Origin of the sequence: Streptomyces sp. SCL15-4 (genome assembly GCF_033366695.1) — a bacterium.
In the GTDB taxonomy this organism is placed as follows: Bacteria; Actinomycetota; Actinomycetes; order Streptomycetales; family Streptomycetaceae; genus Streptomyces.
In genome coordinates, this window is sequence record NZ_JAOBTQ010000001.1 from 7901413 (window position 1) to 7922812 (window position 21400).

Sequence of the window (21400 nt, forward strand, 5' to 3'; positions counted from 1 at the left end):
GGGCCCCGGCCGCCGACGGCGACCCCGGCGCGCCGGAACCGACGCTGCTGAAGGTCGCCGGCGCGGGAGCGGACACCGGGAACACACCGGCCCGGGTCCGCGGGGTACTGCACGAGACGCTGCGCCGCCTCCAGGAGTGGCTGTCGCGGGACCGGCCCGCCGGGGAACGGCTGGTCGTCGTGACCCGCGGGGCCGTGACGACCGGCGCCGAGACCGACGGCACGCGGGCCGACCTCGCCCACGCCGCGGTGTGGGGCCTCGTCCGGGCGGCCCGCGCGGAGAACCCCGGCCGGATCGTCCTGGTCGACACCGACCCCGGAGAGGCCGACACCGGCCTCGACGAGAACGACACCGGTCGCGGACAGAGCGACACCGGCCGCCTCGCCCGCCTCGACGAGGAGATCCTCGGCGCCGCGCGCTCCGGACGGCCCGAGCTGGCGCTCCGGTCCGGCCGCCGGTACGTGCCCGCGCTGCGCCGGCAGGCGACGGACCCGGCCGGCGACGCCCGCGACACCCTCGGCACGGGCACCGTCCTGATCACCGGCGGCACGACCGGGATCGGCGCGCAGGTCGCCCGGCACGCCGCCCGCCTCGGCGCCCGGCACCTGCTGCTGCTGTCCCGGCGCGGCCCGCAGGCGGAAGGCGTCCAGGCACTGCGGGACGAACTCGCCGCCGCCGGCGCCGAGGTCACCGTACTGGCCTGCGACGTCGCCGACCGCGCCCAGCTGGAGCAGGCGCTGCGCGAGGTCCCGGAACGGTACCCGCTGACCGCCGTCGTCCACTCGGCGGGCGTCCTGCACGACGGCACGATCGAATCGGTCGACGCCGACGGCCTGGACCGGGTGCTGCGGCCCAAGACCGACGCGGCCTGGCACCTGCACGAGCTGACGGCGGCCGCGGACCTGTCCGCCTTCGTGGTGTTCTCGTCCGTCGCGGGCGTCCTCGGCGGAGCCGGACAGGGCGGCTACGCCGCCGCGAACGCCTTCCTCGACGCGCTGATGGAGCACCGCCGCCGCACCGGCCTGCCCGGCCTGTCGCTGGCCTGGGGCCTGTGGGCCGAGGCCACCGGAATGACCGGGCACCTCGCCGAGACGGACCTGCGACGCATCAGCCGCGGCGGAATCAGCCCGCTCGCCACCGAACAGGGGCTCACCCTCCTCGACGCCGCGCTGACCCGGCACGCCTCCACCGACGGCACCGGCCACGCCGTACTGGTGGCCGCGGCCCTCAACCTGCCCGTCCTGCGCACCACCGAACCCGCCCTGCTGCCCCCGCTGCTGGCCGCGTTCGCGCCCGCGCGCCGCCGGACCGCCGTACCCGCGTCCGGACCGCGCGCCGGTACCGCCGGATTCGTGGTGCCGACCTCCCGGGAGGCGGTGGTGGAGCGGCTGCGGTACCGGTTCGCGCGCACCATGGGCTTCGACGCCGAGGACCTCGACCCGGCCGCCTCCCTGGTCGGACAGGGCCTGGACTCCGTGATGGCCATGCAGATCCGCAGCCTCGTCGAGGCCGACTTCGGCCAGAGCCTGCCGATCGCGACGATGTTCAACGGAGCCACCATCGACAGCATCGCCGACCACATCGTCGCCGAGGCCGAACGGGCCGGCCCCGACGGCGCGGAGCCCGCCTCCCCGGCGAGCGCGGCGGACCCCTCGGACACCGGCGTCCCCGACATCGCGCACCACCCGGCCACCCGGGACGTCGTACGGCTGCTGCGCGCCGAGCAGCACGGCACCCCGAGCGTCACCCACCACATCGGACTGGCCGTACGACTCGACACACCGACCACCGCCGACCGCCTCACCGAGGCGATCTCCCGGCTCGCCGGCCGGCACGCGGCGCTGCGCACCGCGATCGTCGCGGACACCGACGGCGGACAGCGGCTGGAGGTCCGCCGCACCCCGGCGGGCGAACTGGTGCGCTGGACCGAGGTCGAGGACGGCACCGACCCGGACCGCAGGCTGTGCGCGCTGATGGAACCGCCGTTCGACCTGACCCGCTCCCCGCTGTGGCGGTTCGAGCTGCTCGCCTACCCATCGGGCGACCAGACGCTGGTCTTCGGCGCGCACCACGCCGTGTCCGACCTCGCGTCGCTCATGCTCGTCGCCCATGAACTCGGCGCCGAACTGACCGGCCAGGCGCCGCCCGCCACCGTCACCAACCGCGACATCGACCTCCTGCTGCGCGCCCAGGCGGCCCCGCCCGACCGTCCCGGCGCGCCGGCCGGCCGGCGGGTGGCCGCCGGGGACTGGCGCGAGGACTTCGCCGGGGTCCGGCGGCTCGACCTGGAACTGGCCCGCCCCCGCCCCGCGCGGCGCTCCCACCGCTCGGCCATGCACCTGGCCGACCTGCCGTCCGGGCTGGCGCGGCGGGTGGCCGACCGGGCGACCCGGCTCGGCATCACGCCCGCCGCGTTCTGGCTCGGCGCGCTGACGCTGCACCTGGCACGGCTGCGCGACCGCGACCGGTTCGTGCTGGCGGTGCCGGTGGACACCCGCATGCACGTCGGCGCACTCGACGCCGTCGGATACTTCGGCCTGCCCATCCCGTTCGCCGCCCAGGTCGAGCCGGGCGACACCGGCACCGACGTGCTACGGCGCACCGACGGGCGGCTCAGCCGGGTGCTCGAACGCGGAATCACCTTCTTCGACGCCATGCCGGCGCTGGTCCAGGAGGGGCTGTACCGCAAGGACGCCCCGCTGGTGGAGGTGTACTTCAACTACATGCCGCCGCAGGCCGGGGCCGCCGAGGGCCTTCGCGTCCTGCCGGCGGGCACCGGCTACTCCGACCTGGACCTGATGGTCACGGTGATGCCGGGCCTCGGGAAGGTGGGACTGGAGTACAACACCGACGTCCTCGACGACGCGAACTGCGCGGCCCTGGCCGAGGGCGTCCTCGCCGTAGCGGCGCGACTGGCCGACGCACCCGGGACGGTGGTCGTGGAGCGCGCGGCAGGCGCGTCCGCCGCCGGTTCCACCACCGCCACGGCCGGCCCGGCACCCGACGGCACCGTCGCGACGCCCGGCCCCCACCCCGCGCCCGCCGAGGCGGCCGGGGAGGCCCCGCACGGCGCACCCGTCACCACGCAGGCCCCCGCTCCCACCGCACGGGACGGCGCCACGGCCGACGGCGGCCGCCCGGCCGGCCAGATCGCGGTGGCGGCCACCTTCGCCCTCGGCAACCTCCCGGCCCTGCTGACGGTCGCCCTGGAGGACACCGGCGTGGAGGGCGGTCCCTACGACGTCGCAGAGGCGCCGTACCACCAGGTCCTGGCCGCCCTGCACGACCCGGAAGGCGTCCTCGCCCAGCCGGCCACCGCCGCCGGCCTGATCCTGCTCCGCCCCGGCGACCTGACCCGCTTCGCCCCGCAGGACACCGATCTGCTCGGCCAGCTCGCCGAGGAGTACCCGGCCGCGCTGCGCGCCCTCGCCGACCGCACCCGCACCCCGCTCGTCGTCGCCTTCCTTCCGGAGCGGTCGCGGGACGAGCGGCTGCGTGCCTGGGAACGGCAGGTGACGGAGCGGCTGGCCGACCAGCCGGGCATCGCCGTCCTGTCCGCCGACTCCTGGGCCGCCGACCTGACCGTCGACGGCGGGACCGGCCCCGGCGAGACCGCACCCGGCACCTTCGACGGCATCTTCGACCAGCACACCGACGACATGGCCCATCTGCCGTTCCAGGAGGAGTTCCAGGCGGTGGTCGCGCTGCGCCTCGCCGATGTGATCTGGAAGATCCGCCGCCGCGCGCCGAAGGTCATCGTGGTCGACGGCGACGAGACGCTGTGGAGCGGCATCGCCGGCGAGACCGGGCCGGAGAACGTCGACCTGACCGGCCCCCGCGCGCTGCTCGCCCGCCGGCTGCTGCAGTGGCGGGCGGCCGGTGTGCTGCTCGCCCTGGTCTCCAACAACGACGAGGAGACCGTGCACAGCGTCCTCGACCGGCCCGACAGCCCGCTGCGCCGGGAGCACTTCGCGGCCATCTCCGCGGCCTGGGAACCGAAGTGGACCAGGATCGCACGGATCGCCGAGGACCTGAACCTCGGCCTGGACAGCTTCCTCTTCCTGGACGACAACCCGGTGGAGATCGCCGGCGTGCGCGCCCAACTGCCCGAGGTGCTCAGCCTGACCTGCCCGCCCGCCGCCGAACTCGCCGACTTCGTGACCCGGTTGTGGCCCATGGTGCCGCGCGCGGCCACCACGGAGGACGCCTCCCGCGCCGAGTTCTACCAGCAGGAGCGGGTGCGCGACGCGGCCCGCGCCCAGATGGGCTTCGCGGATTTCCTGGCCAACCTCAAACTGGAACTGGACATCGAGCCGGTCGGCACCGACACGGCCGAACGCACCATCCAGCTCAGCAGGCGCACCAACCAGTTCAACCTCCGGCCCCTGCCGTTGGACGCCGCCCGGCTCGAACGGCTGCGTCAGGAGGGCGAGGTCTGGACGGCGACCGCACGCGACCGGTTCGGCGCGTACGGACAGATCGGCGTCCTCGCCGTCCGGCCCGACGACGGCGTACTGGAGGTCGTCGCCTGGATGATGAGCTGCCGGGTCCTCGGCCGGGGTGTCGAGGACCGGCTGCTGGCCTGGCTCGCCGACCGCGCGGACGCCCTCGGGTGCACGGCGGTACGGCTCGTGGCCGAGAACACGCCACGCAACATTCCGGCACGTCGGCTCGTCTCCCGCCTGGGCGGCGGCGAGGTCGACGCACCCCGGCTGGAGACGGCCCTGGCGCCGGAGCAACTCCGGGAGTTCCGTTCCTGGGACCTCGGATCGGACATCGCAGCGGAGGTCAGCAATGCCTGAGGCGGGCGGCGGCACGAGCCGCGACCGCAGTGTCAGCCGTCGGCCCGACGAGGAGGTGATCGAACGGCGCGGCCCCGGCCGCGGCCAGGCGGCCGACCTGCTGGCCCGCTTCCGCAAGTCGGCGACCGGCCCGGCCCCCGCCACGCCCCAGGCACCCCCCGGCCCGGTGTCGCAGACGCCGCCCGGTCCGGCGGTGCCACAGCCGGCGCCGGCCGGGGCGCCGCCCACCGCCGCCGGGCCGCTCGCCACGGCCATCGCCGGCCTCGCCGGCCGCTTCCTGCCGGACGGCGTGGCCGACCTCGACACGGACCTGTTCGACGCCGGTCTGTCCTCCGTGGACGCGGTGGAACTCGTCGCGCTCATGGCCCGCGAACTCGACCTGAGCATGAGCCTGGACGACGTCTTCGCGGACGCCCGCCCCCGGCGCCTGGCCCAGCGCGCCACCGGCACCACCGCGACGGCCGCCGCACCCCTTCCCGCGGCCTCCACGACCCCGGCCGACGCCGACACCGCGCCGGACGAGGACGTGCGGACCATCCTCGCCGACCTCGCGCTGGCCGACCGCCTGCCCTTCAGCCGGCAGGCCGAGCGGGTCCGGCCGCGCCGGATCCTGCTCACCGGCGCCACCGGATTCCTCGGCAGCCATCTGCTGCTGGACCTGCTGCGCCAGAGCGACGCGGAGGTGGTGTGCCTGGTGCGCGCGGCCGACGACACCGCCGCCGCTAAACGCCTCGGCCAGGCCCTGGCGGGCTACGAGCAGCCGTGGACGTTCGAGGTACGGCGGCGGGTCACCGTACTCGCCGGGGACATCCGGCAGCCGCGGCTCGGCCTGGCACAGGAGCACTGGGACAGCCTCGCCCACGAGACCGACTCCATCGTCAACGTGGCCGCCGCCGTGGACTTCCTGCGCGGCTATCCCTCCCTGCGGCAGACCAACGTACTGGGCCCGCTGCACCTCGCGGAGCTGGCGATGACCGGCCGGCCCAAGCCGCTGCACCACATCTCGTCGGTCGCCGTCTTCAACGAGGTCGGCATCGCCACGATGGCCGAGGACGACCCGATCGCCCACCTCGACCGGCTGTTCGCGGGCTACGACAAGTCCAAGTGGGCCGCCGAGGCCGCGCTGCGCCGGGCCCGCGAACACGGGCTGACCGTGACCTTCCTGCGGCCGGGCGCGATCGGCGGACACAGCCGTACCGGCGTGTACAACCCGAGCGACCTGAGTACGGGCCTGATCGGGGCGATCTCCCGCTTCCGCACCGTACCGGCGTTCCGGTTCCTGAACCTGGCGCCGGTGGACTGGGTCAGCAAGGTCGCCGCCGCCGTCGTCTGCGACCCGCGGGCCTGGGGCCGCAACTACCACCTGACCGGCCGCGCGGAGACCCTGCCGGAACTGGTCAAGGACATGAAGCTGGCCGGGATGAACGTCCGCACCACGGGCTGGCAGCAGTGGCGCGAGGAACTGCTGCGCCGCCAGGAGACCGACCCGGTGCCCGAACTCGACTTTCTGGCCCGCATCCTGAGCAGCCCGACCGCCGTCAAACTCTTCGAGGCGCTGATGTTCGGCCCGGCGGCCGACGCCGAACGCACCGAGGAGTTCCTGGCCCGCAACCGGCTGCCCCTGCCCGAACGCTACGGCTCCGAGGCACAGTTGAAGGCGTTCGAGCGGATGGCACGCGACGGCGTGGCCCGGCTGCCCAGCCGCGAGGACCCGCCGTACCTGTCGTTCCGGGAACGGATGAAGGGCCAGGTCGGCCCGGTCGGCCAGGCCGCCGACACCACCTGCCGGATGGCGTTCACGCTGTCCATCGCGAGCATGTACCAGGTCGTCCGGCACCGCAGGGTCGACGTCCGCGGCCAGGTCTTCTGCGAGCGGCTGCACGCCGAGCCGCTGACCGTGCTGGACGGCGAGATCTGGGTCCGCCCCGACGAGGGCGTACCGCACCGCCACGGCAACGACCACCCGCTGCTGCGCTACCGCCTGACCCTGGAGGACCGGGACGGCGGCCGGTGGTGGCTGGAGGGCTGGAAGACGGCCCGGGCCCGGCGCGACTTCTGGGCGCAGACCCGCACGCTGGAGATCACCGTGGGCCGCGAGGGCGAGCCGGCGAGCCTCGCCGGTGTGGTCCGGGTCCCGGGCCGCAGCTATGTGCCGGACCAGATCGACGGCATCCGGGTCGACCCGCGCCTGTCGTCGCAGGAGCAGCGGCTGGCCAAGCTCAGCTGGCTGTCGTGGTTCTTCGTCCAGGTCGGCATGGGGCTGGCGGAGCCGTCGATGCGGGCCGCCGCCGAACTGCTGGACCTGCGGCGGGACGCGATCGACCGGGACAAGGACAAGCTGCGGCGCAAGTTCAGGAAGCTGATGATCCAGAAAGAGGAGATCCGATGACGCTGAGGCCCCTCCACCACGCTCTCGGCGCCCGGGTCGAGGACATCCCGTTCACCGCGTCCGACGGCACCCGGCTCGGACTGACCCGGGTCACGGCCGGTGACGGCGCCGACCGGCCGCCCGTCCTGGTCCTGCACGGACTGACGGCCTCCTCCGACATGTTCGTCCTGCCCGAGACCCGCAACCTGGTCGACGTCCTGCTGGACGCGGGCTACGAGCCGTGGCTGCTCGACTGGCGGGGCAGCTGCCGGCTGCCGTACAACGAGGGCCGGGTGCGCTACACCTTCGACGACGTCGCCCTCTACGACATCCCCGAGGCCGTCTCCCTGGTGCGGCAGCACACCGACGGCCGTCCGCTGCTGGTCGTCGCGCACTGCATCGGCGCCCTGTGCCTGTCGCTGAGCATGACGGCCGGGCTGGTGCCGGAACTGGCCGGCGTGGTCGCGCAAGGAGTGTTCCTCACGCCGAAGATGTCCTGGAAGACCCGGGCCCGTCTGCACTTCGGCGGAGAGCTGCTGCGGTCCCGGTTCGCGCACATCCCCACCGACATCAAGAAGGTGGGACTGTGGTCGAAGTACTCCCTGCTGTTCGCGGAGGTGTCCCTCGGCGCCGAGTGCAAGGACCCCAACTGCCAGATCCTGCACAACGATTCGTGGGGCGTGGGCGGTTCGCTGTTCGTGCACGACAACCTCGACCGGCGCACCCACGACCGCCTCGCCGACCTGTACGGCACCGTGCCCATGTGGATCCTGCCGCACCTGCGCGGCATCGAACTGGCCCACACCGTCATGCGGTTCAACGACGCCGACGGCCGCTACGACGTGCTGCCGAAGAACGCGCTGGACAACGCCGACCGCATCGACGCCCCGCTGATGCTGCTGTCCGGGGACGAGAACCGCTTCTGGTACGACTCCAACAAGCTGTGCCACGAGATCCTCGGCCGCCGGCATCCGCGGCTCGACGTCCGGTACGTGGAGGTGCCGGGCTACGGCCACCTGGACACGTTCATCGGCCGGGGCGCCGCGCTGGACGTGTTCGGGCACATCGTGGACTTCCTCGACGAGTGCCGGCGGGCCGGCGAGCGCCCGGAACTCGTCCCCTCCGCCGGCTCGCGCGCGTAGGGGAGCCCGGTGACCTCGGACGACATCCTGCGGGGCGGTGCGCGGACCGGGACCGGTGCGGTGCTGCCGGTCATCGTCCTCGCGGTGTTCACGGTCCCGCTGTCGGTGTCCGGCACGGCCGTGTCGCTGGGCGACATCGCCCGCGACCTCGGGTCCTCCTCCCTGGGGGAGCAGTGGGCGCTCAACGGGTTCACGCTGACCTTCGCCTGCTCCACGCTGGTGTGGGGCTCCGTCGCGGACGTCCTCGGCCGCTGGCGGTCGCTCCTGGCCGGGCTGGTGACGTTCGGCGCGGGGTCGGCCGCCGGCCTGGCCGCGACCGACTACTGGATGCTGGACTCCGCCCGGCTGCTGGCGGGCGCGGGCGCGGGAGCCGTGTTCTCGGTGGGGTCGGCGATGCTGTCGTCGGTGTACACCGGTGAACGCCGCACCCGTGCCTTCGCCGTGCTGGGCTCGGTCGCGGGCCTCTCCCTGGCCTTCGGCCCGACGCTGTGCGGTGTGCTCACCCAGCTCGTCGGCTGGCGCCTGGTCTACGCGACGCAGTTGTGCTGCCTGGCCGTCGCCTGCGCCGGCATGCCGCTGATCCGCCGGGCCACGGCGCACGAACGCCGCCGCGCGGCCCGTGTCGACGTCGCCGGCGCGGTGCTCTTCTGCGCGGCGACGACGCTGCTGCTCGGCGGTCTGGCACTCGGTTCGGCGACCGGCTGGACCTCCTCGCCGTTCCTCCTGTGCACGGCCGCCGGCCTCGCCTGCTACGGCCTCTTCGTCCGCCGCGAATCCACCGCGCCGGACCCCTTGCTGAGCCTGCGCACCCTGCGCGACCGCCGCTTCTCCGCGCTGACCCTCGTCGTCGCGGTCTCCTCGTTCACCTTCACCAACGCGGTCGCCTACCTGCCGGTGTTCTTCCAGGGCGCCTACGGCTCCTCGGCGGGCGCCAGCGGCGCGTTCCTGATGTTCCTGACCCTGCCCGTCCTCGCCACCCCGCTGGTCGCCGGCCGCCTGGTGGCGGGAGGCACGGCCGTGGACAGGATCCTGGTCGCGAGCATCGTCCTGCTCGTCGCGGGCCTGCTGGCGACGGGCGCGGCCGCTCCGCGGGGCATGGCCTGGATGGCGCTTCCCATGGCGGTCGTCGGCATCGGCTTCGGGCTCCAGGCCGGCCTGGTCGACGGCGAGGCGCTGGCCCGGCTCCCGGAGAACGAGGCGGGCATGGCGGCCGGCTGGATCAACACCGTCCGCCTCGGCAGCGAGGCGATCGGAGTGTCCCTGTTCGGCTCGCTGTTCGCCACCTTCTCCGGTGACACAACGCACGCCTCCCGCCCGGGCTTCGCCTGGATCACCATCGGCTCCACGGCCCTCGCGGCGGCGGCCGGCGCGGCATCGATCCCCCTCCTGCGCCACCCCCGTTCGCGATCACGGTGACCGGCCCGCTCACGCGTAGTAGTCCCCCTCGGGCACGGTTTCGCCCTCCGGGTAGCCGTACGCGGCGTGGACCGTCGTGAACAGCGCTTCGTGAACGGCCCGCGCGGCGCCGATGAGTTCGTTGAACAGGGCCTTCATCTGGTCCTCGGTGCTCGTGTACCAGGCGTCGAAGTCCGTCCGGTCGCGGGCGTTGCCCAGATCGGTGTTCCGCTTCACGTCCCGGGCCACCTGGTCGGTGATGGTCGTGATGAGGTTCTCCCGGAGGGCCACCAGGGCCGCTCCGTTGTTCCAGTTCGGCGTGCCGCAGTGGCGCAGCGCCTCCCTCACCTGCGTGACGAAGGCGCCGTAGCGGATGGAGTTGGGGTCGTTGCCCTGCGCGTCCAGCGGCTCTCCGCGCGACGCGGACCGGAAGCGCTCGTTGTCGCGCAGTTCCGCCGCCAGCGTCGCCGCGTCGTTCAGGCTCTGCTTGTGGACCTGGTAGTTCCAGGTCGTGGTCGCCCTGCGCACGTTCTGCTCGTGGGAGAGCTGTCCCTGACCGTCGAGCAGGCCGATGCGGTCCGTGACCCGGCGGCTCAGGGTCGTACCGGCTTCCTTGGCCAGCGCGTCGAGGGCGTTGAAGATGTGCTCGCCCTGCGCGTGGGCGCCTCCGGCCGCCTTGGCCCGCTGGACGGTCGCGCCCACGTCCCGGCCCGTGCCGGCGGTCGCGCGCTGTACGGGCTCGCTCTGCCGCGGGGCCGGCGCGGCGAGGACGCGCGTGGCGTTGGCCTCGGCCTCGCGCTCGAAGCGGTCCGAGGGGTCGGAGACGCGCAGCCCGGCGCCGTTGTCGGTGGCGGAGACCGGGCCCTGCCGCTGCTGGATGACGTGGGTGAGTTCGTGGGCGAGGGTGTGCCGGTCCGCGCCGCCGTCGCCGATGACGACATGGTTGCCGCTGGTGTAGGCGCGCGCGCCCACCTCGGCGGCGGACGCGCGGGCCGCGCTGCCCGTGTGGACGCGGACGTCGGAGAAGTCCGCGCCGAGCCGCGCCTCCATGTCGGTGCGGACGGAGTCGTCCAGCGGCCGGCCGGACGAGCGCAGCACGTCGTGCACGGTGGACCGCTGGACGGCCGGGACGTGGTCGTGACCCTGGTGGGTGTCGCGCTGCTCCTCGATCATCCGCGTCACCGCCGCGTTGCCGACGGCGCGTTGCAGGGTTCCGGCCGCCTGAGGGGACATGCCGGCGGCCGGCCGCGTCACCGCCGGTTCCTGTCGTGTCGGGTGCGGCAGGCGCCGCTGACCGGCGTTCTTCTCCGGCTGTTCCTTGGCGTGCATGTCGGGACGGCCCCTCTCTGATCTTGATCGCCCTCTACCCCTACAGAGCCGCAACCCCGGAGGGAAGGTACGAAGGGGCATCATCGGGTGCACGAGGGACCGTCCGGATGGCGGTGCCGTGCGGCACCATTCGCCATGTGGCGGGTGGCGCGCGGGCCGTCACCGTACGACGCGCCACCGGTTGTCGGCCGTGCCGTCGTCCGGGGCCTGGACCGCGAAGGCCCCGATCGCGGTGGAGCCGTTCTGGACGGCGAGCAGTTTCCCGCTGTGCACGTTGCGGATCTTGCAGGTGCCGTCGCCCTGGTCGAGCAGGGTCCACCGGTGGTCGGCGGTGCCGTTGTCCGACCACTGCAGTACGGTGGCGCCGTCGGCCGTGGACATGTCCAGCACGCCGAGCACCTTGCCGCTGTGGACGTTGCGGATGCGGAAGGCGTCGCCGTCGGCAAGCAGCTCCCAGTCGTGGTCGGCGGTGCCGGAGTCGGACCACAGCAGGGCCCGGCCGCCGTCGGCGGTGGACATGTCCTGGATGCCCAGCACCAGACCGCTGGCCGCGTTGGCGAGGCGGACGGTGGCCGCGCCGCCGGTGTTCCAGTAGACGGTGTAGTTGTGGCCGTGCGCGTCGTAGAACGGGCCCAGGCCGACGGTTCTGCCGTTCGCGGTGGCGGTGAAGGCGAGCGCGGTGGAGCTGGTCCGCCGGACCGAGGAGGCGTCCAGGGCGGGCAGCGAAGCGAGCGCGGTGTCGCCGTAGTCGCCGGACAGGACGACCGGGCCGTAGGTGAGGGTGGCGACGGCGGGGTTGTCGTTGGCCGGCCGCAGCACGGTGCGCATGGGCAGGCGCACGGTGACGGTGTCGCCGGACGCCCAGGCACGAGTCAGGACGGCGTAGCTGCCGGGGGTCGTGGCGATGTTCTGCGCGACGCCGTTGACGCTGACGGTGGCCCCGCTGGTCCAGCCGGGGACGCGGATGCGCATCGTCCAGGTGCCGCCGGCGTCTCCGGTGACGCGCAGGGTCGTGGTGTCGCTCGCCGGGTACGACGTGGTCTGGGTGACGGTGATGCCGCGCTGGGTCCAGGTGAGCACCGAGGGCACGAACAGGTTCACCGTCAGCGTGGTGCCCGCGTGGAAGTAGACGGAGTCCATCAGCCGGGTGTGCATCTCCAGGCCCGTGCCCTGGCAGCACCAGAAGGTGGTGTAGTCGGTGCTCCAGGTGCCGCCGCCCCAGGCCGGCCCGACGCCTCGGCGGCCTCCGGGGTTGAGCGGGGTGAAATAGGTGACATGGCCGTGCGGGTCGGCCGGATTCTGCTGGCCGATCATCTGGTTCAGCCACGCCTGCTCGTAGAAGTCGAACAATTCGGCCCGGTCCGGCGTCAGCGCGTACAACTCCCGCGTGAGCGTCAGCATGTTCACGGTGTTGCAGCTCTCGCACGTGTCCTGCCGCAGATAGGCGGCGATGGCGTCCGGCGCGCGGAAGTGCTCCGCCTGGCTGTTGCCGCCGATGGCGTAGGTGTGCGCGTGGACGCAGAAGTTCCAGGCGTTGGCGGCGATGTCCCGGTAACGCGTGGTGCCCGTGGCCTTGTACGCGCGGGCGGCCCCGATCCACTTGGGCACCTGGGTGTTGGCGTGCAGTCCGGACAGCCGGTCCTGGCCGGCCGCCAGCGGGTCGAACACCGCGGCGTGGTCGAACCGCTGGGCCGCGGTGAGCCATCGGGTGTCGCCGGTCTGCTGGTACAGGTCGGTCAGGACGGCGTTCATACCGCCGAACTCCGTGCCCAGCATGGCCTGCATCTGCGCGGTGCTCAGCCGGCCGGTGCGCCGGTCGACCCAGCCGGCCAGGGCCAGCAGCACATCGCGGGCCTGCGTGCTGCCGATGAGCCGCCACACGTCCAGCAGACCGGTCAGGGTCTTGTGGATGGTGTAGTACGGCACGTTCCCGTTGGACAGTGTGCGCGCCTCCAGGGCGGTGAAGTCGGACTCGGGATAGCCGCAGAGGTAGCCCTCGCCGAACCCGGCGGCACCGTTGTTCGCCTGGCACTTGGCCAGCTCGGCGACCATGTACAGGGCCTTGTCCCGGCAGACGGTGTCCCCGCTCACCGCGTACGCCTGCGCCCAGGCGGTGAGGAAGTGGCCCTGGACATGGCTGCGGAAGGGGAAGTCGGGCGCCTCCCAGCCTCCGGTGGCGGCCGCACCGCCGGTGGACAGACGGTGGTTGGCGCGGAAGTTGTACAGCAGCCGGTCGACGTCGACGAACCGCAGATAGCTCTGGGTCCGGCTCTGGTTGTCCAGCCATCTGCTCGCGGTCAGTTTGACCTCGCCGAGCGCGAACGGGAAGACCTGGGCTCCGATGTCGGTCCGGGCCGGGGGGACGGCGGCCTGGGCGGCGGAGCCGCCGAGGACGGGCCCCGCGGCGGACATCGCCGCGGTGACTCCGGCGAGCTGGAGGAGACGTCGTCTGCTGACGGAGGGGGACATGGGTGCACCCTTTCGGTGAGGGCCCGTGCCGGTGGAAAGGCGCGGGTCCGCCGGCCTGGTAGGTGTCGAGCGACGCGCGTACCGCCTGCCGGCGGCGTGCGGGGAGTACCTCGTGAGCGGCGCCTCGGACGCCGCCCTGCCGAGCCGTTCACTGACCTCGCTGTTCGTGATATCGAACGCCGTTCGCGGAGTCGACGAGACCATAGTTGCGTGGCTGATGGGCCGTCAATGCGGCGGACGTCCCCAATCGCGCGTCCCTTCACGGCGGTCGCGGCCGAAGGGCGACGCGGGGCCGGCCGCCGGACGAAAGGAGGCGGCGAGGCGTCCGTGGCGCGCGTTCGGGCCGGCACGGCCATTGACGCGCCTCCGGGAACGCCTTACGGTCTGACCGGTTTCCCGAACCATGTTCGGCATACCGGGCCGACGTCTCCCTCGGTGCCCGGCCCGCCCGTGCCGACGTCACGTTCTCCGTCGGCTGCCGGCCGGGCCCGCATCCGTCACGTCGCGGTGCGGCCGCCCGGAACGCGGCACCGGCTCCCGAGCGGCACGGGCGGCACCGCGTCCGCCGCGGGGAGCCGGGGCGCAGGGGTGTGCGCCCGCGTCACCATCGGTGGTGGATGTGGGTGCGCAGGCGCCGGTCGTACAGCTCTTCGAGCGCGTGGAGCGTGGTGCCGGGCAGGGCGGGAAGGTGTGCGGCGGCGGCGTTGGCGCGGGCCTGGGCGGGGGTGCGGGCGCCGGGGATGACGGTGGTGACGGCGGGCTGCTGGATGATCCAGCGCAGCGCCGTCTGCGCCGGCGTGGCACCCTCGGGCGCGAGTCCGGCGAATTCGGCCGCGGCCGCGACACCGGTGTCGTAGTCGACGCCGGAGAAGGTCTCGCCGACGTCGAAGGACCGGCCGTGGCGGTTGTACGTGCGGTGGTCGTCTGCGGGGAACACCGTGTCGCGGCGGTAGCGGCCGGAGAGCAGTCCGGAGGCGAGGGGGACACGGGCGATGATGCCGACGCCGGCCCGCGCCGCCGCGGGCAGCACGCGCTCCAGCGGCTTGCGGCGGAAGACGTTCAGGATGATCTGCACGCAGGCCACGTTCGGACGGGCGATGGCGGTCAGCGCCTGCTCGCACGTCTCGACGCTGACGCCGTAGGCCGTGACGCGCTTCTCCTCCACCAGCGTGTCCAGGGCGTCGTACACCGCGTCGCTGGAGAACACGGGGGTGGGAGGGCAGTGCAGTTGTACCAGGTCCAGGGTGTCGACACCGAGGTTGGCGCGTGAACGGTCGGTCCAGGCGCGGAAGTTGTCGAGCGTGAACTCCTCGGGGACCTGAGGGGCGCGGCGGCCCGTCTTCGTCGCCACGAGGACCGCTTCCGCCCGCCTCGGGCCCAGCTCGCGCAGGAAGCGGCCGATGAGGCGTTCACTGCGGCCGTCGCCGTAGACGTCGGCGGTGTCGAAGAAGGTGATGCCGGCCTCGTGGGCGGAGTGCAGTACGGCCAGCGCCTCCTGTTCGCTCACGTCGCCCCAGTCGGCACCCAGTTGCCAGGTGCCCAGCCCGACGACGGACAGATGCCGGCCGGTTCTGCCGATCACGCGGTGCTCCATCCGGGGCGCGGGGGAGGCCAGGGTCATCTCAACCGTCCTTCATCTCGGGTGTGTGGCGTCGGCTCCCGAAGTCTGGCACAAATGTGCCTGCTGTAGACAAGATGTTGCCAAGATTCGTATCGTGCAGAGCGCCCGCCGTGCGGCGGGCACCGGTTCGGGGCCGTCGGGCCCCCGGGACGTGGAGGCTGTGCATGCGGATCAGCGGAGCGACCGTGCTGCTCACCGGGGCGACCGGCGGGATCGGGCGCGCCCTCGCTCACCGGCTCGCCGGCGAGGGGGCCAGGCTGGTGGTGACCGGCCGCCGGGAGCGGGCGGTCAAGGCGCTCGCGGACGAGACGGGCGCCCGGGCGCTGGTCGCGGATCTCGCCGACCGGGACCAGGTCCTCCGGCTCGCCGAGGAGGCGGCGGACACCGAGGTGCTGGTGGCCAACGCCGCCCTGCCGGCCAGCGGGGACCTGCTGGAATACACCACCGGGCAGATCGAGCGGGCCCTGGCGGTGAACCTGTACGCGCCGATTCTGCTGGCCCGCCACCTCGCGCCGCGGATGGCCGCGGCCGGGCGCGGACACCTCGCCTTCGTCGGATCGATGTCGGGCAAGGCCGCGACGCCGTACTCCTCGCTGTACACCGCCACGAAGTTCGGGCTGCGCGGTTTCGCGCACAGCCTGCGGCAGGATCTGGCCGTGGCCGGGGTCGGCGTGTCGCTGGTGCAGCCCGGGTTCGTGGGAGAGGCGGGGATGTTCGCCGACACCGGCGCCGAGGTGCCGAGCGGTGTGCGGACCGTCTCGCCCGCCGAAGTCGCCGCGGCCGTCGTCCGGTCCGTCACGGAGAACCGCGGCGAGATCAACATCGCTCCGGCGAGGCTGCGGTGGCGCTGCGCCGTCGCCGGGCAGTTCCCGGACTACGCGTCGCGGGCCCAGCGAGGGGCCGAGCCGTCGGAGTCGGTCCGCCGGATCGTGGCGGCACAGCGCGCCTCGCGCTGACCCGGCCCCTCGCCGGGAAGCAGGGAGCCGGAAGCCTTGCCCGGCCCGCCCAGCGTCACCGGCGCCCAGGACGTGCTCGACGCGCCGCACCGAAGGGGCCCGCCACGGCGGGCGTGCGCCGCGCCGTCCCGGCCCGCTCCGGTGCGCCCCGTCTCCCCCGGTCGCCCGAAGGCGTGTTTCCCGCCGGACGGACCCGAGGCGTGCCAGTGTGGCCTCGCCGGAGGGCACCGGTGGTGTGCCGGGCAGGGCATGCCGCGTCGCGGGAAGGGAGCGTGGGTGGTGGAGCCGCGGAAGGCCGCGCGAGACAGCATCACGGGTACGGACGACGACGCCTACCGAGAAGCCTTCGAGTCGTTCCTCGCCGGGTCGGACGAGAAGACCGTCACCCAGGCCTACCTCCGCCGGGTGGTGGACCGGCTGCCCGCGCGGCGGGTGTTCCTGGACATCGGCGCCGGCCAGGGCACGACGACGCGGTATCTCGCCCCGTTCTTCGAGCGCACGGTGTGCGTCGAGCCGAGCGAGCCGATGCGGCGGGCACTGGCGCGGGCGTGCCCGCGGGCGGAGGTGGTGGCCGAACCGGTCGGCGCGGCCCGGGTGGACGCGCGGGCCGATCTGGCCCTGCTGTCCCACGTGCTGTACTACATCCCGCGTGCCGAGTGGGCGGCGACGACGGCACGCGTCCTGGAGTGGGTGGCGCCGGGCGGGGTCCTGCTGGTGCTGCTGCAGAACCCGGACAACGCGTGCATGCGCATGGTGCGTCACTTCACCGGCCACCACTACGACGTACGCGAACTCGTCGGCGAACTGGCCGCCTTCCCGCCCGGCCTGGCCGGCCGCACCGAGCTGGACGTCGTACCCGCCCGGTACCGCGGTCGCGACCTGGAGGAGACCCTCGCGGTGGCCGGCTTCCTCCTGGGCGTCCCCGGCGCCCCCTCCGCGCCCCGCGAGGCGGTCGAGGCGTACGTACGCCGGCACTTCGGCGACGACGACGGTACGTACACCTTCCGCCACGACCAACACGTCCTGCGCATCGAACGCCCGGCACCGTGAACGGGCACCGGCCCGGACAGCCTCACCGCCCGCCCGCCCGCTCCTCCCCGCGCCGACGACGGCACCGCGCCGCGACGGCGGCCCCGGCCGCCCACGACGGACATGGTCGCGGTCTGTACGATCCCGCGGCGTCCCCCTTAGCGTCGAGTGGTTGGCCGACGAGCCCGGCAGCCCTGCCGGGGGAGGGAGGCGAGACATGACGGTCCTGTGGGGCGTGTCCTTCGACGCGACACCCCTGTCCGGAGTGGTCGTCGAATTCGCGAAGACCGCCCAGCACTTCCACGACCGGGGCTACGAGGTGCACCTCGACCTCGGCTACGACATCAAGGCGGACAAGGGACGGTTCTTCGTCCCGTACCGTGACGAGGCCCGGCTGCTGCCGCCCTGGATACGCCTGTCGCGATTACCGGCACTCGACACCGTCGCCGGCTACGACGCCGCACTGGTGACCGAGGTCCTCCAGGAAGTCGTGGAAAAGGGCGAGTCGCGGCTGCTGCCGCGGGTGGCGCGCGTCGCGGACGCGCTGTGCGAACGGGTGCTGTCCCTGTGGGAATCGCTCGGCGTCACCCGGGTGCTCGTGGAGAACGGCACCCTGCCCGAGAACATCATGGTCACCCGCGCCCTGCAACAGGCGATCGTCGCCTACGGCGCCCGGCACCGCCTGGGCCGCTATGTGCTGTGGCGCGACCACGACCTGATGTGGCAGAGCGAGCCGGGCAGCGGCAAGTACGGCAGCCCGCCGTACCCGCACGTCCCGCCGCTGCTCGACTCCGTCCACGTCCGCTATCTCGCACTGCACGAGCGGGCCAGGGCCCTCACCCGCGCCTGGGCTCCGCACGTACGCGACATCGACGTCCTGCCGAACGCGTTCCCGCACCGCGCGGCGACGGCCGGCCCGCACAACGCCACCTTCCGCGCCGACCACGCGATACCCGACGACGCCCGGCTGATCGCGCGCACCACCCGGATCATCCCGCAAAAGCGCATCGACCGCGACATCCACCTCGTCGCCCGGCTCGCCCGCACCATGGACGTCCGCCTGTTCGTGGCCGGCGACACCGAGGAGGACCCCCGCGAGTACCGGCGGCTGACCGCGCTCGCCGCCGCGCTCGGCGTCACCGACCGGATCGTCTTCGGCGGCTGGCTCGCCCCGGACCCCGACGCGGCCGGCACGCCCGCCGGCGGCGGCCCCTCCGTCCGCGACCTGCTGGCCCACGCCGACCTGGTGTCGTTCCTGACCTCCTACGACTACGACAGCTACGGGAACCCCATCGGCGAGGCCATCGCCGCCAAGGTCCCCTACATCACCAGCGCCTACGAGCTGTATCCGACGGTGTACGGCGACAAGGGCTTCCGCGCACCCGTCCTGCACGACGACCTGCCGACCCCCGCGTTCGTTAACGAGGTGGTTCAGCTGTTGAACGACGACGACCTGCGGTCCGCCACGGTGGAGTACAACCACCGGCTCGGCGCCCGTTCCTTCGGCCGGTCGACCGCGGCCGGCCTGCTCGACCGCCTCGTCCTCACCCCGATGGGCACCCGGACCCGGATGAGCGTCGTCCTCCCGGTGTACAACGAGGCCGCGCAGCTGACCGCCGTGCTGGAGTCGCTGTACGACCAGCGCGACGGCGACGGCCGGCTCGACCCGGAGCTGTACGAGATCGTGGTGGTCGACAACAATTCCACCGACGACACCGTGGCACTGGCCGAGCGCTTCGCGGCCGGCCATCCGGACCTGCCGCTGCACATCGTCCGCGAACCCGAGCAGGGCGTCTCGTGCGCCCGCCGCACCGGCATGCGGTTCGCCGCCGACCGCAGCGCCGGCCGGCCCGCCGGGGACGAGCGGTTCTACCTGGTCTCCGCCGACGCGGACTGCCGGGTGGACCCCAGGTGGCTGGCCACACTCCTGAAGGCGATGGACGACAGCGGCGCCGACATCGGCGTGTGCGACTACTTCTACCGCGCCGAGCACTTCGCGGACCGGCCCCGGCTGTGGGATGCGATCTCCCGCACCCTGCGCTGCCGCCAGGTGGCCTTCTCCCTCTTCGGCGGCTTCCCCGACGGCAAGGGCTTCGCCGTCGAACGCCGGGCGCACGACCGGGCGGGCGGCATCGAGATCTTCTACCAGGTGGAGAACGGCCGCTTCGTCAACCACCTCTCCGACGACTGGGACTTCGGCATCAAGGTGTCCGCGCTCGGCGGCAGCCGGGTGTACGTCCCGGCCTCCCGGGTGGAGATCAACCCGCGCCGGGTGGACCACGCGCTGGAGGAGGTGATCGAGGGCAAGGCCTACGGCTCGCACGGCACCATCGTCATGCGGGACATCCGCCCCGCCGCCGACGGCCGGCGAACCGCGCGGGTCCGGGACCTCACCGAGGACGAGGCGCGCCGCGCCTGGGAGTTCTCCATCAAGGACTTCACTCCCAAGAACCTCCTGCTGCCCGTCCTGCTCGACCCGGACCTGCTCTCCACCGCCCCGGTACGGGACTTCTTCGGCGCGCCGCTCGCCGACGCGCTGCGGCGACGCGTCGAGGAGATCGTCCACGAGATGCGCATCCTGGACTTCACCCCCATCCACCGCTACAAGACACCGTCGTTCCGCCTCTACTTCGAGTTCGCCGACCAGCTCTTCGAGCGGCTGCGGGCGGCCGTCGGCGACGACATCGGCGGCCCGCCGCCCCTGCCGCCGTGCCTGGCGGACGTCCCCCGCGAGCGGTTCCGGGAGTTCGTCGCCTACTACTGCGAGGACCGCGAATCCGGCGAGGCCCACGACTACTTCGGCAACGGAGGTGTCTTCTGATGACCGACCCCGCGCTGGCCTCCCTGCTGGCGGTGGACCCCGCCGCACCGGTCCCGGACGCCGTCCACGCCCTCGCCGCACCCGAGAACCGGCACCTGCTGGACTACGTCCGGGAGGACCCGTTCGGCGCCCACGTCTTCCCGGGCGACATCGAGGGCTACGACCCCGAGCGGTTCCTGGACGACCTCGACACCCAGCTGAGCACCACCGCGCCGATCCACCTCTGGGCGTACATCCCCACCTGCTCCTACCGCTGCCGGTTCTGCCAGTACCCGGTCGTCATCGTCAAAGGCCCCCAGGAGACCGTGGACCGGCGGGCGGCGCAGTGGGTGGACTGGAACATCCGGGAGGCCCGGCTCTGGCTGCGCAGGCTCCCGCACCTGGCCACGGCACCGGTGGGCGAGTTCAACGTGTTCGGCGGCACCCCGTCGCTGCTGCCCGCCGACCAGATCCGCCGGCTGCTCGACTTCTACCGCGAGAACTTCGCCTTCGGCCCCGGCACCACCGTACGGTTCGAGGGCGACCCCACCACCTTCACACCGGAGAAGCTGGAACTGCTCGCCGAACTCGGCTGCGGCAAGCTCTCCAGCGGGGTGCAGTCCTTCGACGACCACGTGCTGCGCCTGAGCGGCCGCGAACACACCGCCGCCGCCTGCACGGACTTCATCCGCCGGGCCAAGGCCACCGGCTTCGAGCGGGTCAGCGTGGATCTGATGTACGGCCTGCTCGACCAGACCGTGGACAGCGTCCGGCGCGATCTGGAGACCGTACTGGAACACGAGCCCACCGCCGTGGTGTGCACCAAGCTGCACCTGCGGGACTTCGCCGACACCCGCACCGGCGTCTCGGGCGTGCGGCCCGCCGCCTGGCAACTGCCGGAGTACCGAGCCCGGCTGGCGTCCCGGGGGCACCGCTGGCCCACGCTCGGCGAGCAGTACCAGATGCGGGAGATCCTCACCACCGGGCTGCGCGAGGCCGGCTGGACGGAGCATCCGACGATGTACTTCGCCCGCCCCGGAGCCGGCCCCGAGAAGTGGAAGTCCCTCATGGCCGACCAGGAGCGGCAGCGGCCCGAGGTCGCCATCGGCCTGGGCGGCAGCTCCAGCTGCCACCGCTCCGAGGCGATGACGGACGTCGACTGGCGGCGCTACGGCGACGCGGTACGGGCCGGGCGGATCCCGCTGGACTCCGCCACCGGGTTCACCCCGCGGGCCCGGGAGACGAGGGCCGTCACCATGGCGCTGTCCACGCTGCGCCCGCTGCGGGAGGACGTGCACCGACGGCGCTTCCCCGGCTCCTCGCTCTTCGCCCCCGGCCGACGGGAAGGCTTCGACTCCCTGCGCCGCCGGGGGCTCGTGGAGACCGACGAGGCCGCGGGCACGGTCACGTTGACCCCGGTGGGGGAGACCCTGGTGGAGGCGATCATCAACACCGAGCTGACCGCACGGCCGGACACCTGAGCCGTTCC

Annotated in this window: 10 protein-coding genes and 2 pseudogenes; 9 read left to right on the top strand and 3 right to left on the bottom strand. The window is 73.3% G+C overall.

What is annotated here, in order from left to right:
- Positions 1-44 precede the first annotated feature (44 nt).
- The 5 genes and pseudogenes from SCK26_RS38095 to SCK26_RS35655 all read left to right on the top strand — a co-directional run.
- Positions 45-1049, top strand: a pseudogene (locus SCK26_RS38095) (beta-ketoacyl reductase); the annotation flags it as partial.
- Between the two features lie 348 nt (positions 1050-1397).
- A pseudogene (locus SCK26_RS38100) lies at positions 1398-4802 on the top strand (HAD-IIIC family phosphatase); the annotation flags it as partial.
- Positions 4795-7191: a thioester reductase domain-containing protein gene (locus SCK26_RS35645; RefSeq protein ID WP_318205513.1), complete on the top strand. Its 2397-nt coding sequence runs from the start codon at positions 4795-4797 to the stop codon at positions 7189-7191. The pseudogene SCK26_RS38100 and the gene SCK26_RS35645, both read left to right, overlap by 8 nt.
- Entirely contained in the window at positions 7188-8312 is a 1125-nt protein-coding gene (locus tag SCK26_RS35650; RefSeq protein WP_318205514.1) for an alpha/beta fold hydrolase, read from the top strand. Before SCK26_RS35645 ends, SCK26_RS35650 begins: the two co-directional genes overlap by 4 nt.
- Positions 8313-8321: 9 nt before the next feature.
- On the top strand, positions 8322-9728 hold the full coding sequence (locus SCK26_RS35655) for an MFS transporter (protein ID WP_318205515.1): 1407 nt from the start codon (positions 8322-8324) through the stop codon (positions 9726-9728).
- Positions 9729-9737: 9 nt separating this feature from the next.
- Here SCK26_RS35655 and SCK26_RS35660 read toward each other — a convergent pair whose 3' ends face one another.
- The 3 genes from SCK26_RS35660 to SCK26_RS35670 all read right to left on the bottom strand — a co-directional run bounded on the left by SCK26_RS35660 (position 9738) and on the right by SCK26_RS35670 (position 15099).
- Entirely contained in the window at positions 9738-11036 is a 1299-nt protein-coding gene (locus SCK26_RS35660; RefSeq protein ID WP_318205516.1) for a DUF4157 domain-containing protein, read from the bottom strand.
- Positions 11037-11195: 159 nt separating this feature from the next.
- Positions 11196-13505, bottom strand: coding sequence for a beta-L-arabinofuranosidase domain-containing protein (locus SCK26_RS35665; protein ID WP_318205517.1), 2310 nt, complete (start codon positions 13503-13505; stop codon positions 11196-11198).
- Positions 13506-14106: 601 nt separating this feature from the next.
- On the bottom strand, positions 14107-15099 hold the full coding sequence (locus SCK26_RS35670; protein ID WP_318206163.1) for an aldo/keto reductase: 993 nt from the start codon (positions 15097-15099) through the stop codon (positions 14107-14109).
- A 191-nt stretch (positions 15100-15290) separates the two neighbouring features.
- Between SCK26_RS35670 and SCK26_RS35675 the strand changes: the two genes are divergently transcribed.
- The 4 genes from SCK26_RS35675 (at position 15291) to SCK26_RS35690 (ending at position 21392) form a co-directional block, all read left to right on the top strand.
- On the top strand, positions 15291-16082 hold the full coding sequence (locus SCK26_RS35675) for an SDR family NAD(P)-dependent oxidoreductase (protein ID WP_318205518.1): 792 nt from the start codon (positions 15291-15293) through the stop codon (positions 16080-16082).
- A gap of 276 nt (positions 16083-16358) precedes the next feature.
- Positions 16359-17132 carry a class I SAM-dependent methyltransferase gene (locus SCK26_RS35680; protein ID WP_318205519.1) on the top strand — a complete coding sequence of 258 codons (774 nt, stop codon included), beginning with the start codon at positions 16359-16361 and terminating at the stop codon, positions 17130-17132.
- Positions 17133-17328: 196 nt separating this feature from the next.
- Positions 17329-19932 carry a glycosyltransferase gene (locus SCK26_RS35685; RefSeq protein ID WP_318205520.1) on the top strand — a complete coding sequence of 868 codons (2604 nt, stop codon included), beginning with the start codon at positions 17329-17331 and terminating at the stop codon, positions 19930-19932.
- Positions 19932-21392, top strand: coding sequence for a radical SAM protein (locus tag SCK26_RS35690; RefSeq protein WP_318205521.1), 1461 nt, complete (start codon positions 19932-19934; stop codon positions 21390-21392). Before SCK26_RS35685 ends, SCK26_RS35690 begins: the two co-directional genes overlap by 1 nt.
- The last annotated feature ends 8 nt before the right edge of the window (positions 21393-21400 follow it).